Raw genomic sequence first — 16,018 nt, 5'->3', positions numbered from 1 at the left:
AAATGACTTCCGAAGCATCCGGAAAACCTACCCCAACACTCCAAAAAGTGTGTATCCTCTTGGGCGGAATCTGTTTTACCCTGCCCTGTATTTTCGTGAGTTTCCACCTCCATTTTTACGAGGCATCGGCGGCCGTTTACCACGAGCAAGTCCACACTGCATTTTTAACCGCCTGGGAACTTTGGGGTTTGAATGCGGCACTCGGAATCGTTGGCGGCGCACTCATGGATTACAGACATCCATGGGTTTCGGCTTTTTCGGGTTTGGTCACGGCTTTGGCAATGACGGGATTCGCCTTCCTGTACCTGTTTTGGCGCGATTCGATTTACAATTATGAAATCGTGTTGATGATTATTTTGGGCAGTATTCCCGGTATTGTTTTGAACGCTTTTCTGCGGGACAAATACGTGTACCATCGGTAAATCATCCGTTTGGGGCCCAATGGTATTTGCGGACGTACAGCACGATTTGGTACAACGCGATCAATAAAAACACCAGCGGAAAAAGATACGGCATAAGGTGTTGCGACAGGAAAGCGCTGCTTCGGCCCACATAATCCAATCCAATCGAAATGCCCGCGATTCCCGCAAACGAACCCATCAACGTTCCCAGTACGTAAAACAATTTGCGGTTGCCGAAAGTCGCCACGTAATTTTGGTTGACGACATACAGATTCCAAGCCGTCCAAAACGGCAATTGCATAAAATTGAGGCTGCTCAATATCAAACCGATGACCAGCGGCGAATGGTCGAAATATCTGCGGAAGAAAACATCCTGCCCGCGTTCATTGCCATTGAGAAAAAACACCACGGCCAACGTCAACATAAATACAATCGAAAAAACCTCGATACCGCGGATTAATTTCTTTTCCGAAGCCAAACGATCGGCAAACAACAAAGTCGCATAAATCACGACCGCCTCGACCGCAATCACGCCCAAGACATACGGCAGCAAAGCATCCCAACCGCGTCGCGCAAAAATCTCATAACCCGCAATATTGAGGTAACCCAATGGCACCGAACCCGCAAAGCTCACCAAAAAACCCACGCCGATGTTCTTGAGCCGTCCCATCAGAAATCGAAAATTTTGTCGCATTGCGCCTGGTGCAAACGGTATTCGGCCATGCCGGTTTTGTGCGACAGGTAAGGCGCGCCGTTCTTGTGGTTCATCACGCTGATTTCATACATGTAACGGATGTGGCGCGAGAGTTCCTTCCATGCGAAAAAAATCGAATGCTTCGGATCGTAGATGTGCGTCGGTTCGCTCGCCGCGCCGTTGAGTTCTACGATCGAAAAATTGTTCCCTTGTTCCAAATCTTGCCAATTGTCGTACATCAAATCCAACCGCCCGAAATAAAAATCGGGTACCTGCAGACAAATTTGATTGATGACGTTTTCCAAAGCGGGGGAATTCCAATGCGAGCCGTCGGTGAATTTCGCCCCGCGCGCGTGGTTGCCATACGGAACGAGATTGACCTTCTCGCCTATTTTCGGAATCTCATCGAGGCGGTTGCCGTATTCGCGTTGCAACGCCTGGAATTGGATTTCGTAGCGCGGGTCTTTGCGGATCAAATCTTCCAAGGTCGATTGCCCGTCGCCGGTCACGATCAGGAATTCCTTGGCGACGATTCCTGTGATTTTGCCTTTGGGCTGGTTCGGGTAACGCACATAAAAAATACCTACTTCGTTCGCATATGGAATCAAATCCTGCAACAGGTAATCGAAATCGGCTTTACGATGATAGGTTTTAAGCTGGGTTTCATTGTTGATTTTCTTGACCGCCGAACCGCGCAAACCGATGTCAGGCTTGACGATGAACGGATATTGGATTTTAGCGATTCCGATTGTTTGCAACACCGCATCGATCGAATCGCCCCAACGCACGAGTTCGGTTTTGGGGTAATGTTCGGGCGGCATCAAGTCGTAAATCTTCTTCTTCGACTCATTAATGAAACCACCGTTTTTGATCGACGGGTTGCAGGCGTTGAAAAAGAAAATCGAACCCGAGCGCAACGCATAAAACGCCCACTGGAAATAAATCGGAACATAGACCAGCTTGAACGGCCAGTATTCCCAATGCGTCAGTTTGTGGAAGAACAGCCTCAAAACTACAGGATTAGAAACGAATGCGCGAATTCCTGTTGGCCGAGCAGATCGTGGTGCAGGAAACTGACCTTGTTGTCCTCGATAACCGTCTGCGTGATGCTGAGCGTCTTGAGGAAACTGCGGTCGATGACGAGTCCGCTTTCGTTGTTGCCTTCCTCGGTGTAGCGGTGGAAATTGAACATTTCGGCTTCGTTGACATCGGGCCTGGTGTCGAGGAATTGTTCGAACCATTGCGCGCGGTTGTCGCGGATGTTCTTCGGATAGAGCGTCGTCGACGACCAGATGTAATTCTTTGCCGGATCAAGCGGTTTCGATTCCTTTTCGGTGCCGTTCCAACGCAGTTGATACAGTTTCTCCTTTTCGTACAACACAATCGTAAACGGTTCGATGTGATCCAAATCAATGCCGTCCCATTCCGCGATGGGCGAATCGGCACTGACGAGATCGAGCACAATCAAGCCGCGGCTTTTGCGGTAAGGCGGTTTCCATTCGTGTCTTTCGGATGCGCCGTTGAGCAAGACGATCGCGTTGGCGTTTTCGGCCACGGCAAACCAGGTTCCGCCCGCTCTTGGATCCTTCGGGAAATACACATTTTTGTTGCCGACCGCATAACATTTGGGTTCGAGCGACGGCCGCACGACTTCCTCATCGCGGTTCGAGGTCAGGATGATTTTATTTTGGGAACGGACGAAACTTACGGTGCACATTGTTTTCTGTATTCGATGGTGGAACGCGCGACCCCAAAGTTTTCATCGACCGAAATTTGCGTGCATTTCAAAAGCGCGACCTTGATCAGCGCCTGGTGGTGGATGCAATGTTCGAGGTTGTACAACAATTCGCGGAAATAATTGCTTTCGATGTCGATTTCGGTTCCGTCGAGCGATTGCTGCAACTGGATGCTCTTGTTCGGGCGGTCGAGCTTGGTCTTGATTTCGTTGATTTTGAGGGCGGCAAATTCGGTACTGCTTTGGATCAGGATGTTGCGCTGCCGCAGGTCGTAATTGACGACTTCGGTGTCGTAATTGTTTTGCAGGCATTGGAACATTTCGATGATGTGCCGCGTGTGTTCGCCTATGGTCGCGTGTCCCAGTTCGTCGCACGGACAGGCATATTCCTTGTCGGAAAGCCGCCCGAGCAAATCGCTGAGTTCGTCGAGGCTGTTTTGGATGGCCGTTATAAGCATGGTCAGATGATTTTGGTTAACGCGCGCACCGTAAATTTAAGCATAAAAACGGTGCGCGACAGGTTTTGATTGACATTTCAAAGTACGGCGATTCAAGCCAATCGGTTTTTATATTTAAAAAGAATCGATTGCAAGATTACCCTGTCGCGGTAGATCAAAATCGCGCAACACAAAAACACGGCCACGGCCAGTATAAAAAGCAAACCGCCGTCGTTCTTGACCGCAATGCCGAGTACGAAAAGGTGCGATACAATGGCGCCCGCAATAATTCCCAATCCCATCAAGGCGCCGTAAACGGTTGTCCTCGGAATCAAAATCAAAACCGAAGCGATCAATTCGCCCACGCCCGAAGCGATCCGTCCGAAAGGTTCCATGCCCAAAGTCGAAAAAATATACACCGATTCTTCGCTTGCGGTGAATTTGAAGAACAAGGTCTGCAACAGGATTACGGCTGCGGCGATTCTTAGCATCCAATCGAATAGTGACTTTTTCATCTCAGTTGATGGTTTTTTTCCAGGTCGCATCGGCTTTCCTTTTGAGGTTCGTCTCGTCCTTGTTCCAATCCTTCAAGGTGTTGTTGAAGAATTTGTTGTAGAACAGGTACAGTTTGCCGTCGGTGATCTTGAAGGTCTCGGGATTGATTTCGACCTTGTCGCCATAGCTGCCCATCGCGTAAGCACACCAGCCACCATATTGTGGTTCGTAGGCCGTCGGGTTTTTGACAAAAAGGTCTTTATCGGCGGTTGAAGCGAAATAGTAGGTTACGCCCTCATACGATGCGGCCATTTCCTTTTTGCCCTTGACGGCCTTGTTCTGTTTGAAATAAGCCACCGGATCATACCCTTGGATGGCGACCTTGTTTTCAAGATTGAAATGTGTCTTGCGTTGCGCCGCCGTTTGTGCAAAAGCCGTGAGGTTGATCAACAATACGGCTACCATAAATAAAATACGTTTGTTCATGATTTTAAATTTTAAATTCCTGAAACAAAAGTAAATCGGGGCTGGAAAGGCTTTTGTCGGCTACCCGACAGATCGTGTAAAAAAGTTAAAAAGCGGCAATATTCGGAATGAAAATTTCCTTGCGCTGGTATTGCAAAAGACCGTCCTGTTCCATCTCGTTGAGCAGTTGCACGGCGGTTTGGCGCGACGTACAGATGATTTGCGCGATGTCGGCCTGCGTCAAATAATTGTCGAGTGTCACCGAATCGCCTTCTTTCTTGCCTTCGCGTTCGGCCCAGTCTTTCAGGAATTGGGACAGCCGTGTTTTGGCATCTTTGGAAACGAGGTTCGCGTAATTGTTCCGCACGCGCTTCATTTTAAGTCCGACGAATTTGGTATACGAGAGCGCGAGATTCGGGTTGCGCAACAATAGATCCTCGAAATCAGACATCAGGAAACTGCAGATCGAAACTTCATCGGTCAATGCCTTGGCGTATTCGTTCGAACCTTTGTCGGGAGCCAAATCGAGTTCACCGAACAAATCGCCTTTCTGGATGATGTCCTTGATGGTTTCGTTTCCGTCTTCATCGACCGAAACGATCTTGATGTTGCCTTTCTTCAACAGGAAAATACGCGGCACATCCGAAGCCGAAAAATACAGGATCTCGCCTTTGCTGGCTTTCTTGAAACCCGTGATGATGCACAATTGCTTGATCTGGCTAAAGCTCAACACGCGGAACAGTTTGTGGTCGCGCAGGTACCAATATTTGAGTTCGTCGTACATTTCGGTTTTCAAATTCCACCTAAAATTAGTCAAAAACTGTTTCGGTTTCTACAGTTTGAGGTGAATTTCCACACAATTCCACAGTTTTTGTTGCAGTTTCAAAAAAGCGCCATTCCTTCTTATCTGCTATAAAACAAGCCATTACAACAAGATTTGGTGTTCTTTTGACTCTTGGCACATTTCTTTCAAATAGACTTACCATCAATGCACAACGAAAAAATGAAAAAGATGAAAAAGTTATTTTTAATACCAGCCCTATTTTTAGGATTCACTTTTGCAGCGAACGCTCAGGAAGTGAAAACAGAAACCAAAACCAAAACTGTCGAAACTACGGTCGTCAAAGACCAAAAAGACTATAAAGAAATCGACCCGGTTTCCGTCAACAACGACGCCTTGAAAACGGTTCTTTCAAAATACAAAGGCCACCAGATCCAGGAAGCCTTCCGCGCTGAAGACGGCGATTACAAATTGGTCTTGAGTAAAGACAATGCCAAAAAAACCGTCTACATTTCGAAAGCCGGTAAAGTCATTAAAGAAGCATAGTTAAGTTAAATTGGGTAATGGAGATTTCTATCTTCAGCATCAAAGGAGGCCATCAGGTCTCCTTTTTTGTTTTCAGATTATAACATTTTTTTACATCTTTACTCAATGTAATGCTTTAAATTTGTTGCTTACCAATTTTACAAACCGCTGATGAGTTCCAAAATCCTGGTCATCGATGACGATACTTCTTTCTGCATCATGCTCAAGACCTTTTTGCAGAAAAAGGGTTACGACGTGACCAATGTATTCAATGCCAACGAGGCGCGTGAAGCCATCAAGAATCAAATTTTTGATGTGGTTTTGACCGACATTCGCCTGCCCGACAGCGACGGCATCGAAATTCTCAAGGCGGTCAAGGAAACCTCATTCGCGACGCAAGTCATCCTGATGACAGGCTACACCGATATCAAAACGGCGGTCAATGCGATGAAAATCGGGGCCTACGATTATGTCGGCAAACCAATCAATCCCGATGAAATCCTGCACACGATCGAGCAGGCACTCAAGAAAACCGACCAGCAAAAGCAAACGCCTTCGGATAAAAAACCTGCGCCGAAACCCGCGGCCAACTCCATTTCCTTCGTCAAAGGCATCAGCTCGCACTCGGACCAATTGCACGAATACATCAGCCTCGTGGCACCAACGAACATGTCGGTTTTAATCATCGGCGACAGCGGCACGGGCAAGGAATACATCGCGCATTCGATCCACAAACAAAGCAAAAGAGCAGCGAGTCCATTCATTGCGGTTGATTGCGGCGCGATCCCGAAAGATTTAGCCTCTAGTGAATTCTTCGGGCACCTCAAAGGTTCGTTCACGGGCGCGGTCAACGACAAGACCGGACATTTCGAAGCGGCCAATGGCGGAACGATTTTCCTCGATGAAGTCGGAAACTTGTCGTATGAAGTCCAAATCCAATTGCTCAGGGCGTTACAGGAAAGAAAAGTAAAACCCGTGGGCAGCAACAACGAAATCAAGGTAGACATCCGTGTCATTGCGGCGACCAACGAAGATTTATCCGAAGCGGTCAAACGCGGCGATTTCCGTGAGGATTTGTACCACCGCCTCAACGAATTCTCGATCATGGTGCCCAAGTTGTCCGAGCGCAAGCACGACATCATGATTTTTGCGAACCACTTTCTGGAATCGGCCAACGATGATCTCGAGAAAAACATCACGGGTTTCAGCAAGGAAGTCACCGATTTGTTCCTGAGCTACGAATGGCCCGGCAATTTGCGCGAGATGAAAAACATCATCAAACGCTCGGTATTGCTGACCAAATCGGATAGGGTTTCGATCGAGGTGTTGCCGCCTGAAATGTTGGCCGAGCCAAAATCCGATCCCGGACTGAATTACACCAAGGGCAACGAAGAAGACGCGATCCGCAACGCACTCGAAAAAGCGAATTTCAACAAAAGCAAGGCCGCCAAATTGCTCGACATCGACCGCAAGACCTTGTACAACAAACTCAAGTTGTACAATATCGATTTGTAATTTACTGCACCTCCAGTTTTAACTTGACCGATAAATTTTCGATGCGTTCGCAAATGTCATCGGCATAATGTTGCATCTGTTCCTTATCAAAATCAAGCGTCCGGTCCTCGATCGGTTCGAGCAATTCCGAAATCGACCAGACTTCCATCTGGCGGAACATCGGAATCATCTTGTGCGCGATATCGGCCATTTGATCCGCATCCATTTCGGCTACGGCCACTTTTAAAATCTGGCAATTCTGCTTCGCGCTGTCGATGAAATTGTCGATGATCATGCGCAAAGCGTTCGGGTCGTTTTGCGTGAACTGGTTCAGGCTCGTCAAATCGAACAGCTTGCCGCCAGATTTGTGTTTGGCGCGCTGGCGGAATTCGGGTTTTTCGTTGCGAAAAATGGCCTTCATCTGCAACAGCAATTCCTCGAGTTGCAACGGTTTGGGGTGGAAAGTCGTAAAACCTTTGCTCAAAAAATCCTCAGGATTCAAATCGCGTTTGCCCGACAAGGCAATGACCGGAATGTGCGCAATCTCTGGATTGTTGTTGTTGCGGATGATGCGCACGAGCTCGAATCCATCGATTTTGGGCATCTGGATGTCGCTCAATATCAAATCGAATGGGGCGCTTTCGAGCAAATCCTTGACTTTCGACGCATCGTTCAAGAGCGTGACTTCGGGCGGATAATTGGCGAACACTTCCTTCATCAACGACAGTTGCATCGCATCGTCGTCGACAATCAGGATTTTTTTGTTTTCGAGAAAACCGGTATCGACCGAAGGCATCGGCTGGTCATTTTTATAACTGCTTTCGGATTTCACGGCTGGAAGCACCACCGTAAAAATCGACCCTTGCCCTTCCTCGCTCTCGAGCGAAATCGTCCCACCGAGCAATTGCAGCATGCGCTGGGCAATCGTGAGCCCAAGTCCGGTACCGCCGAATTTCTTCTCGATCCCGGCATGCGCCTGCGTGAATTCCTTGAACACCGCGTCCTGCTCATTCTTGGCAATCCCGATTCCGGTGTCGATGACCGAGATGACGATGTCGTTGCGGACGATTTTGGCGACGACCTCGACCGAACCTTCCTGCGTAAATTTGATCGCGTTCGAAACCAGGTTCGTCAAAATCTGCTTGATGCGGTACGGATCCGAAATGAAATTGGCGTTGAGTTCTTCCTCTACGTCGCAACGCAGTTCGATGTTTTTGCCCGTCGCATTTTGCTCCAAAGGCTTGCAGATGTTTTCGATCAGGTCCTTGAAATTGAAGCTGACTTTCTCGATCGCGATCTTGTTGTTTTCGAGTTTGGAAAAGTCGAGCAGATCGTTGACCAGTTTGAGAATGTAATGCGACGAATGTTTGATGCTGTCGATGTATTGCTCCTGCTTGCTCGAAATCTCGGTTTTCTTGAGCAGGTCCGAAAAACCGATTACGCTGCCGAGCGGCGTTTGCAGATCGTGCGTGACCGTCGCAAGTAACATTGTTTTGCTGCGCAGCAAATCTTCTTTCTCGTCATTGAGCGTTTCGAGCTGTTGGCGGTATTGCTGGTTTCGGGTCAGGTCGCGCAGGATAATCGCCGCGAATACGATCAGCAATAAAAATGTAGCCGCGCCGATCCAGGCAATCGTTTCGATCGTGTTGTTGATTGCGGTTTTGGATTTGTTGATCTTGGCGTAGGATTTCTGCAGGATTTCCTTTTCGAGTGAAGACAATACGACGCGCAACTGGTCTGAGATGATGCGGTTCTCGTCCTGCAGTTTTTGTTCTTTCTTGAACAATTCGTACTTCATCCTATTGTCGCGGATGATGACCTGCGTGAGCATTTTCTCGATGGCCGAAGTCAATTGTTCGTTTGACACGGGCAATTTACTGAGTGAATCCATCTGGCGTTTGGTGAGTACCGCATTGAGGAATTGCCGCATTTGCGTATTGTTCTTGAACTGGATTGGTTTGACGCGGCGGTTCAGGGAATCCTTGACTTTGGTAATCTGGCCGACGGCGCGGTCGAAGGTATTTTTTTCGTTGTAATAATTGCGGAACAGGATGATCTCGTTGATCGAATGGCGTTTGCGCCTGAGCAGGTCCTGGATCGTATCGAGTTTGCCGAGCTGGGCCGCGTCGCTTTGTTTCTTGATGGCCTCGATCTGTAGGTTGACGCTGTCGAGGATTTTGTTGTAGGCGTCGAAATCCTTGGAAGAACCGGTCAGGATCGAATTGCGGCCCACGGTTTCGGCGGCATACAGATTGGCAATCGCGTTGCTGACCTGTAGGATTTTCTTGTTCTCGGCATTGATGTCTTTCTCGGGCAATGCAATCTTGAGGATTTCGGAGTAGACAAACCAAACCGACACCGCGGCGATGACGAAAAGAAGTAAATAACCGAGAATGACTTTGCCTTTGGTGGAACGTGGTTGCCTCATGTTTTAAAGGTAAGATTTTTTTTGATATGCTTCATGCTGGAATAAGGCGAACTGTTTTAAAAAATGTCCAGTTTTTCTGTAACAGAAGTATATAAAAAAAGAATATTTTTGTTCCATGGGAAGGGGGCAATGAAGGTTATCCCAACAAAATAATTTGGACACCTGACGGCAGAAAATCTGTACTTTTTGTTAAAAAAAATCCCGACTGAAACAATCGGGATTTAAGTTCATTATTTCGAAATTATTCGCTCAAGATGCTTCTCGAAATCACAATCTTTTGGATCTCGGAAGTACCTTCGTAAATCTGTGTGATCTTCGCGTCGCGCATCATTCGTTCCACATGGTATTCGGCCACGTAACCGTTACCACCGTGGATTTGTACTGCTTCGATGGTCGTGTCCATTGCCACTTGCGAGGCATACAATTTGGCCATCGCGCCCGATTGCGAGATGTCTTTTCCAGCGTCTTTTTCAGAAGCGGCCTTGAGGCACAGCATTCTGGCGGCAGTGATGTGCGTCGCCATATCGGCCAATTTGAATGCGATGGCTTGGTGCTTGGAAATTTCCTTGCCAAATGCTTTTCTTTCCTTTGAATATTTGAGCGCCAATTCGTAAGCGCCGGTTGCAATTCCGAGTGCTTGCGACGCGATACCGATTCGACCGCCGTTGAGCACGCTCATCGCGAAATTGAATCCGAAACCTTCGGCACCGATGCGGTTTTCCTTGGGCACTTTTACATCGGTGAACATGAGTGAATGGGTATCGCTGCCACGGATGCCCATTTTCTTTTCTTTGGGCCCGATGTCGAAACCAGCCCAGCCTTTCTCGACGATAAACGCGTTGATGCCTTTGTGGCCTTTTTCGATATCGGTTTGTGCGATGACGATATAGGTCGATGCGGTTGCGCCATTGGTGATCCAGTTTTTGGTTCCGTTGAGTAAATAATGGTCGCCTTTGTCGATCGCGGTGGTTTTTTGTGAAGTCGCATCGGAACCCGCTTCAGGCTCCGACAAACAGAACGCGCCGATGACTTCGCCTTTGGCCAATGGCACGAGGTACTTCATCTTTTGTTCTTCGTTGCAGTATTTTTCGAGCCCGGCGCACACGAGCGAATTGTTGACCGACATCACGACCGCAGCCGAAGCGTCGATCTTGGCAATTTCGGTCATCGCCAGTACATACGAAACGCTGTCGAGTCCCGAACCGCCGTATTTTGGATCCACCATCATGCCTAAAAAGCCCAGTTCGGCCATCATCTTTATTTGCTCTGTCGGAAACTTCGAGTGTTCGTCTCTTTCAATGACGCCCGGAAGCAATTCTGCCTGTGCGAAATCGCGCGCCGCCTGTTGAATCATCAAATGCTCTTCGGTAAGGTTAAAATCCATAATGCTAAAATGAGTGTTATTTTTGTTTGAAAATGTGGGCAAATATAATTTTTTAATTGCGAAATTTTGAATTTTGATGCTTAATTTTGGACGATGTTGAAAGAAAACTATAACGTTATCGGAGTGATGTCGGGTACTTCGCTCGACGGGGTTGACTTGGCCCACATCCGCTTCACCGTTTCCGATGGACAATGGTCGTTTGAAATTCTTGAGAATGAAACGGTTCCGTATTCAGAAGATTGGGTTTCGACTTTAAAAACGGCGGTCGGATTTTCATCGGACGGGCTCCAAAAACTCAATTTTGATTACACCGAATTGCTCGGGAAAATCATTTCCGATTTCATCACCAAAAACCAAGTCGAAAACCTGGACGCGGTTTGTTCGCACGGCCATACGATTTTACACCAACCGCACAACGGTTTGACACTGCAAATCGGCAACTTGCCAGAGATTGCTGAGATTTTAAAACAGAAAGTCGTCTGCGATTTCCGCGTGCAGGATGTGGCTTTGGGCGGTCAGGGCGCGCCTTTGGTGCCAATCGGCGACCGCATTTTGTTTGCCGGTTATGATTACTGCCTCAACCTCGGCGGCTTTTCGAATGTGTCTTTTGAAGCCGACGGCCAGCGCATTGCGTTTGACATTTCGGCCGTCAATACGGTACTCAATTTTTATGCAAACCGGCTGGGCTTGGCCTATGACGACAAAGGAACCATTGCCCGATCAGGAAAATTAAATCCTGAATTGCTGGGCGAATTGAACACGCTCGGTTTCTATCAAAAACCTTATCCCAAATCGCTCGGTTTCGAATACGTCAAGGAAACGATTTTGCCCTTGATGGAACGTTTTGAGATTCCCACCGCAGACCAAATGCATACATTTGTCGAGCACATCACCATCCAAATTGCAGCGGCTTTGCCCCAGAAAAAAGGGAAATTATTGGTCACCGGCGGCGGTGCCTACAACATTTTTTTAGTCGAACGCATGCGGTTTCATTTGCCCGACATGCCAATCATCATCCCCGATGCGAAAATTTTGGAATTCAAGGAAGCGCTGATTTTTGCACTGCTCGGCGTGTTGAAACTTCGGAATGAAATCAATGTGCTCGCTTCGGTTACAGGCGCGAAACACGACCACAGCTCGGGAAAAATTTACAGTTAGTTGACCGGTTTGGTTTCTGCTTCTTCGGCGTTGATGCCCACTGTTGCGATTTGGCTGACCGGAATCACACGCTTGCCCCCAACGATTCTGGATTTCAAGCCAAAAATAGTATCATTCTGCCAATAAACGGTATCAAAATACATCGTTTGCTTTTTACCGTCGAGCGTCGTGACTTTGAAGTTGATGTTTTTTCCACCGTAGAGCCAAACCTCCTGGCCCGATTGATTGACGCATCTGATCTTTTCAAGGCCATTGGAATCGTAACCCGTCCCGATTGAAGCCACATTGTGTGTGCGTTGTACCATCTGATTCTCTTTGAGTTGGCTTACAAAACTCTCTTTCGAAAAGCGTATAACTCGAGCAAGCGGTCAATAATAAAGTCATGGCCAATACGGCCCCTATTTTTTTCATATTTCAATTTTATTCAAAAATACGCATTTCGTCAAAAGAAAAACAAGCTAAAAATCGGGAATTATTAGTTTAAACCGAAGAATCTGCAATTTCTATTTTTTATATTTGCCGAACCAAACCCGAGGCGCGCCGTCCCGAATAGTCGGGAGTATGGAGCGCAGCGAAATAAAATATCAATCAACACAACAATGAAAGCACTCTTACAACAATTCGAAAATAAAGCACCCGAAATCATCTTCAACTGGAAAGATTCTGAAACCGATGCCGAAGGCTGGACGGTCATCAACTCGCTTCGCGGCGGTGCGGCTGGCGGCGGAACACGCATGCGCAAAGGGCTTGATATGAACGAGGTCCTTTCACTGGCCAAAACGATGGAAGTCAAATTCTCGGTTTCGGGCCCGGCGATTGGCGGTGCCAAATCGGGAATCAATTTCGACCCGAACGACCCGCGCAAGGAAGGCGTTCTCAAACGCTGGTACAAAGCCGTGTCTCCTTTGCTCAAAAGCTATTACGGTACCGGCGGCGATTTGAACGTCGATGAAATCCACGAAGTGATCCCGATGACCGAAGAATGCGGCGTCTGGCATCCACAGGAAGGCGTGTTTAACGGCCATTTTCGACCGACCGAAGCCGACAAGATCAACCGCATCGGGCAATTGCGCCAAGGCGTGGTCAAAGTAATCGAAAATCCGGGCTTCTCTCCCGATGTGGCACGCAAATACACTGTGGCCGACATGATCACCGGTTATGGCGTGGCCGAAGCCGTTCGTCATTATTACGACATTTATGGCGGTTCGGTCAAAGGCAAGAAAGCCATCGTACAGGGATTTGGAAATGTCGGTTCGGCAGCGGCATTTTATTTGGCCGAAATGGGCGCGAAAGTAGTCGGAATCATCGACCGCAATGGCGGACTCATCAATGAGAACGGTTTTACTTTTGAAGAAATCCGCACGTTGTTCCTCAATAAAAACGGCAACCAGCTCGTGGCCGACCGCATGATTCCGTTTGAGGAAATCAATGAGAAAATCTGGACCATCGGTGCGGAAATTTTCACCCCTTGTGCCGCTTCGAGATTGGTCACGCAAGATCAGGCCAACAAAATGATCGCTTCGGGGCTCGAAGTGATTTCGTGTGGCGCGAATGTGCCGTTTGCCGACAAGGAAATTTTCTTCGGCCCGACCATGGAAGACATCGACCACAAGGTAAGCCTGATTCCGGATTTCATTTCGAACTGCGGCATGGCGCGTGTGTTTGCCTATTTCATGGAAAAGAAAGTACAGATGACCGACGAGGCGATTTTCTCGGATACGTCTGAAACCATCAAAAACGCGATCGTCAAGGCACACGCGAAAAACCAATCGAAAACCAACATCAGTGCGACCGCTTTTGAAATTGCGCTCAAACAATTGGTGTAGAACAATTTATTTTACTTATTTTCGTTATAGGAACAGGTTAAAATTGCACCCATGACATTCACCCAAATCGAAAACAGGAAACAATCACTGGCGGCCACTTCGGCCATTTTCCTGGTATTGTTTCTATTGCTGTATTTTCTCAAATCGACCAACACCATTGATCTGTCCATGCTCGAAGGCGGTGGCGGCGGTGGCGATGTGGCTGTCAATTTTGGCGACAGCGACTTCGGGTCGGGCGATAATTACACTTCGATGGAAAGTGTCAAATCGGTTCCCAAGCAAACCCAACCGCAAAAATCTTCCGAAAAGGAAATCATCGTCAGCGAAAACGACGATGCGCCGGTGATTGCCAATGTCAAGAAACCGACCGAGAAACCCAAGAAAGAAGAAGATCCGAAACCGGTTGAAAAACCCACACCGAAACCTTCCAAATCAACCACCGATGCTTTGTCGAACCTGCTCAACGGGACCAGTACCGGCGGTGACGGCAACGACAAACAGCCCGGAAACAAAGGAAAATCAAGCGGCGATGCGAACGCTACCGGTTACAACGGCGGTGGCGGATCGGGTACCGGAAGCGGCGGCGGCAATGGATCGGGCCAAGGCATCGGCACCGGAAGCGGCTATGGCTCGGGTTCGGGTGGCGGCTCTGGAAACGGAAACGGCAATTACCAACTCGGCAACCGCAAACCGCTGAGCAAACCCAAACCGAATTACGTTTGTGATGAAGAAGGGATTGTGGTCGTACAGATTTCTGTTGACAAATCGGGTCGTGTGATCAGCGCCAATCCGGGCATCCGTGGAACGACCAACGCGGCCAAGTGTTTGCTTGACCAAGCCAAGATCGCAGCCATGGATACCAAATGGCAATCGGATGATAGCGCACCCGACAAACAGGTCGGTAAAATCATCTACAGCTTCAAGCTCACCGGGAACTAATTCCAGATTACACGATGACTTATACCGAAACGGTCAACTGGATGTTCGCGCAACTTCCGATGTACCAACAACAAGGCGCGTCGGCTTATAAAAAAGATTTGACGAACACCTTGTTGCTCTCGCAACATTTGGGGCATCCTGAGCAAAACCTAAAATTGATCCATGTGGCGGGCACCAACGGCAAAGGCTCGACTTCGCACATGCTCGCTTCCATCCTGCAAGAAGCCGGATACAAAACCGGATTGTACACCTCGCCGCACCTCAAGGATTTTCGCGAACGCATCAAGATCGATGGAAAAGAAATTTCAGAGGATTTCGTCGTTGGTTTTATTGCGCGTAACCAATCCTTTTTTGAGGCTAATGCCCTGAGTTTTTTTGAGATGAGCGTCGGTTTGGCATTCGATTATTTCAGCAAGGAAAAAGTGGATGTTGCCATTATCGAAGTGGGTTTGGGCGGAAGACTCGATTCGACGAACATCATTACACCATTGGTTTCGGTCATTACCAATATCGGTTACGACCATGTTCAATTCCTGGGCAACACCTTAGAATTGATTGCCGCAGAAAAAGCTGGCATCATCAAACCCGGCATTCCTGTTGTGATTGGAGAATACACTTCGGAAACCAAGCCTGTTTTTGAGCAAAAAGCCCAAGCCTGTCATTCGGATATTTATTTTGCTTCCGATTTGGTTCGGGAAGATTATCCGTCGGACATGAAAGGCAATTACCAATTCCACAATAAAAAAACCGTGGTCCAGACCCTTCGCGTTTTACAGGCAAAAAACCAGTTGGCCGTTTCGGAAGAACAAATAAAAAACGGTTTGCAAAATGTGATTCGCCACACCGGCTTGTTGGGCCGTTGGCAACAATTGCAGGACCATCCCAAAGTCATTGCCGATACCGCGCACAACAAAGCCGGACTGGAAATGACGCTTCGTCAGATCCAGGAAAATGAATTCGACCAACTCCACATCGTTTTGGGGGTCGTCAACGACAAGGATTTGGACGAGATTTTACCATTGTTCCCCAAAAATGCGGTGTATTATTTTTGCAGACCCGATATTCCGCGTGGACTCGACGCCCAGCATTTGGCCAGTAAAGCCAGCGGATTTGGTTTAACCGGACAGATATACCATTCGGTTCCAGAAGCTTACCAAAGTGCCTTGCAGCATGCGGCTCCATCGGATTTCATTTACATCGGCGGCAGTACTTTTGTCGTCGCAGAAATTTTATAAAAAAACAATGATTTGTTTGCA

The 16,018-nt window shown here is 48.0% G+C and carries 17 protein-coding genes; 7 read left to right on the top strand and 10 right to left on the bottom strand.

Going from position 1 to position 16,018, the window contains the following annotated elements:
- The first annotated feature begins 2 nt into the window (after nucleotides 1-2).
- Nucleotides 3-422, top strand: coding sequence for a hypothetical protein (locus tag QM717_RS11325; RefSeq protein WP_415037577.1), 420 nt, complete (start codon nucleotides 3-5; stop codon nucleotides 420-422).
- A gap of 1 nt (nucleotide 423) precedes the next feature.
- Here the strand turns inward: QM717_RS11325 and QM717_RS11320 are convergent, their stop codons facing one another.
- The 7 genes from QM717_RS11320 to QM717_RS11290 form a co-directional block, all read right to left on the bottom strand.
- A complete protein-coding gene (locus tag QM717_RS11320; protein ID WP_415037576.1) occupies nucleotides 424-1,071 on the bottom strand; it encodes a hypothetical protein in 648 nt (215 codons plus the stop codon).
- Nucleotides 1,071-2,105 carry a D-alanine--D-alanine ligase gene (locus QM717_RS11315; protein ID WP_415037575.1) on the bottom strand — a complete coding sequence of 345 codons (1,035 nt, stop codon included), beginning with the start codon at nucleotides 2,103-2,105 and terminating at the stop codon, nucleotides 1,071-1,073. The genes QM717_RS11320 and QM717_RS11315 overlap by 1 nt, the downstream gene beginning before the upstream one ends.
- 2 nt (nucleotides 2,106-2,107) lie before the next feature.
- Nucleotides 2,108-2,812 carry an NRDE family protein gene (locus QM717_RS11310; RefSeq protein WP_415037574.1) on the bottom strand — a complete coding sequence of 235 codons (705 nt, stop codon included), beginning with the start codon at nucleotides 2,810-2,812 and terminating at the stop codon, nucleotides 2,108-2,110.
- A complete protein-coding gene (locus QM717_RS11305) occupies nucleotides 2,800-3,288 on the bottom strand; it encodes a DinB family protein (RefSeq protein WP_415037573.1) in 489 nt (162 codons plus the stop codon). Before QM717_RS11305 ends, QM717_RS11310 begins: the two co-directional genes overlap by 13 nt.
- A 92-nt stretch (nucleotides 3,289-3,380) precedes the next feature.
- Nucleotides 3,381-3,782, bottom strand: coding sequence for a DoxX family membrane protein (locus QM717_RS11300; protein WP_415037572.1), 402 nt, complete (start codon nucleotides 3,780-3,782; stop codon nucleotides 3,381-3,383).
- A gap of 1 nt (nucleotide 3,783) precedes the next feature.
- Nucleotides 3,784-4,248 carry a YHS domain-containing (seleno)protein gene (locus QM717_RS11295; protein ID WP_415037571.1) on the bottom strand — a complete coding sequence of 155 codons (465 nt, stop codon included), beginning with the start codon at nucleotides 4,246-4,248 and terminating at the stop codon, nucleotides 3,784-3,786.
- Nucleotides 4,249-4,333: 85 nt separating this feature from the next.
- The gene (locus tag QM717_RS11290; RefSeq protein WP_415037570.1) at nucleotides 4,334-5,023 is read right to left on the bottom strand and encodes a Crp/Fnr family transcriptional regulator; all 690 of its coding nucleotides are present in this window, start codon (nucleotides 5,021-5,023) and stop codon (nucleotides 4,334-4,336) included.
- Between the two features lie 216 nt (nucleotides 5,024-5,239).
- Between QM717_RS11290 and QM717_RS11285 the strand changes: the two genes are divergently transcribed.
- Both QM717_RS11285 and QM717_RS11280 read left to right on the top strand, forming a co-directional pair.
- Entirely contained in the window at nucleotides 5,240-5,554 is a 315-nt protein-coding gene (locus QM717_RS11285; RefSeq protein WP_415037569.1) for a hypothetical protein, read from the top strand.
- Between the two features lie 150 nt (nucleotides 5,555-5,704).
- Nucleotides 5,705-7,048 (top strand): sigma-54-dependent transcriptional regulator, encoded by a 1,344-nt coding sequence (locus QM717_RS11280; protein WP_415037568.1) that lies wholly within the window; start codon nucleotides 5,705-5,707, stop codon nucleotides 7,046-7,048.
- A gap of 1 nt (nucleotide 7,049) precedes the next feature.
- Here the strand turns inward: QM717_RS11280 and QM717_RS11275 are convergent, their stop codons facing one another.
- Nucleotides 7,050-9,455 (bottom strand): ATP-binding protein, encoded by a 2,406-nt coding sequence (locus QM717_RS11275; RefSeq protein ID WP_415037567.1) that lies wholly within the window; start codon nucleotides 9,453-9,455, stop codon nucleotides 7,050-7,052.
- A 241-nt stretch (nucleotides 9,456-9,696) separates the two neighbouring features.
- Nucleotides 9,697-10,839, bottom strand: a complete 1,143-nt coding sequence (locus tag QM717_RS11270; RefSeq protein ID WP_415037566.1) for an acyl-CoA dehydrogenase — start codon at nucleotides 10,837-10,839, stop codon at nucleotides 9,697-9,699.
- 93 nt (nucleotides 10,840-10,932) lie between these two features.
- Here QM717_RS11270 and QM717_RS11265 point away from each other — a divergent pair, with 93 nt between their 5' ends.
- Nucleotides 10,933-11,997 carry an anhydro-N-acetylmuramic acid kinase gene (locus QM717_RS11265; RefSeq protein WP_415037565.1) on the top strand — a complete coding sequence of 355 codons (1,065 nt, stop codon included), beginning with the start codon at nucleotides 10,933-10,935 and terminating at the stop codon, nucleotides 11,995-11,997.
- Here the strand turns inward: QM717_RS11265 and QM717_RS11260 are convergent.
- Nucleotides 11,994-12,302, bottom strand: a complete 309-nt coding sequence (locus QM717_RS11260; protein WP_415037564.1) for a hypothetical protein — start codon at nucleotides 12,300-12,302, stop codon at nucleotides 11,994-11,996. The two genes, QM717_RS11265 and QM717_RS11260, sit on opposite strands and share 4 nt — an antisense overlap.
- Nucleotides 12,303-12,596: 294 nt before the next feature.
- Here QM717_RS11260 and QM717_RS11255 point away from each other — a divergent pair, with 294 nt between their 5' ends.
- Genes QM717_RS11255 through QM717_RS11245 form a run of 3 tightly spaced genes read left to right on the top strand, consistent with a single transcriptional unit; the run spans nucleotide 12,597 to nucleotide 15,997 of the window.
- Entirely contained in the window at nucleotides 12,597-13,823 is a 1,227-nt protein-coding gene (locus tag QM717_RS11255) for a Glu/Leu/Phe/Val dehydrogenase dimerization domain-containing protein (RefSeq protein ID WP_415037563.1), read from the top strand.
- A 51-nt stretch (nucleotides 13,824-13,874) separates the two neighbouring features.
- A complete protein-coding gene (locus QM717_RS11250; protein ID WP_415037562.1) occupies nucleotides 13,875-14,762 on the top strand; it encodes an energy transducer TonB in 888 nt (295 codons plus the stop codon).
- Nucleotides 14,763-14,776: 14 nt separating this feature from the next.
- Nucleotides 14,777-15,997, top strand: a complete 1,221-nt coding sequence (locus tag QM717_RS11245; protein WP_415037561.1) for a bifunctional folylpolyglutamate synthase/dihydrofolate synthase — start codon at nucleotides 14,777-14,779, stop codon at nucleotides 15,995-15,997.
- Nucleotides 15,998-16,018: the final 21 nt, after the last annotated feature.

This window comes from Flavobacterium sp., from assembly GCF_047602195.1.
Taxonomy (GTDB): Bacteria; Bacteroidota; Bacteroidia; order Flavobacteriales; family Flavobacteriaceae; genus Flavobacterium.
The sequence above is the reverse complement of the archived record's forward strand: the minus strand, read 5'-3'. Positions and strand labels throughout refer to the sequence as shown.

Bases quoted from the DNA above. Each gene is read 5' to 3' on its own strand.
- QM717_RS11325 (WP_415037577.1), top strand. From the start codon at position 3: ATGACTTCCGAAGCATCCGGAAAACCTACCCCAACACTCCAAAAAGTG.
- QM717_RS11245 (WP_415037561.1), top strand. From the start codon at position 14,777: ATGACTTATACCGAAACGGTCAACTGGATGTTCGCGCAACTTCCGATG.
- QM717_RS11285 (WP_415037569.1), top strand. From the start codon at position 5,240: ATGAAAAAGTTATTTTTAATACCAGCCCTATTTTTAGGATTCACTTTT.
- QM717_RS11300 (WP_415037572.1), bottom strand. From the start codon at position 3,782: ATGAAAAAGTCACTATTCGATTGGATGCTAAGAATCGCCGCAGCCGTA.
- QM717_RS11255 (WP_415037563.1), top strand. From the start codon at position 12,597: ATGAAAGCACTCTTACAACAATTCGAAAATAAAGCACCCGAAATCATC.
- QM717_RS11295 (WP_415037571.1), bottom strand. From the start codon at position 4,248: ATGAACAAACGTATTTTATTTATGGTAGCCGTATTGTTGATCAACCTC.
- QM717_RS11280 (WP_415037568.1), top strand. From the start codon at position 5,705: ATGAGTTCCAAAATCCTGGTCATCGATGACGATACTTCTTTCTGCATC.
- QM717_RS11275 (WP_415037567.1), bottom strand. From the start codon at position 9,455: ATGAGGCAACCACGTTCCACCAAAGGCAAAGTCATTCTCGGTTATTTA.
- QM717_RS11260 (WP_415037564.1), bottom strand. From the start codon at position 12,302: ATGGTACAACGCACACACAATGTGGCTTCAATCGGGACGGGTTACGAT.
- QM717_RS11305 (WP_415037573.1), bottom strand. From the start codon at position 3,288: ATGCTTATAACGGCCATCCAAAACAGCCTCGACGAACTCAGCGATTTG.
- QM717_RS11265 (WP_415037565.1), top strand. From the start codon at position 10,933: ATGTTGAAAGAAAACTATAACGTTATCGGAGTGATGTCGGGTACTTCG.
- QM717_RS11270 (WP_415037566.1), bottom strand. From the start codon at position 10,839: ATGGATTTTAACCTTACCGAAGAGCATTTGATGATTCAACAGGCGGCG.
- QM717_RS11250 (WP_415037562.1), top strand. From the start codon at position 13,875: ATGACATTCACCCAAATCGAAAACAGGAAACAATCACTGGCGGCCACT.
- QM717_RS11320 (WP_415037576.1), bottom strand. From the start codon at position 1,071: ATGGGACGGCTCAAGAACATCGGCGTGGGTTTTTTGGTGAGCTTTGCG.
- QM717_RS11310 (WP_415037574.1), bottom strand. From the start codon at position 2,812: ATGTGCACCGTAAGTTTCGTCCGTTCCCAAAATAAAATCATCCTGACC.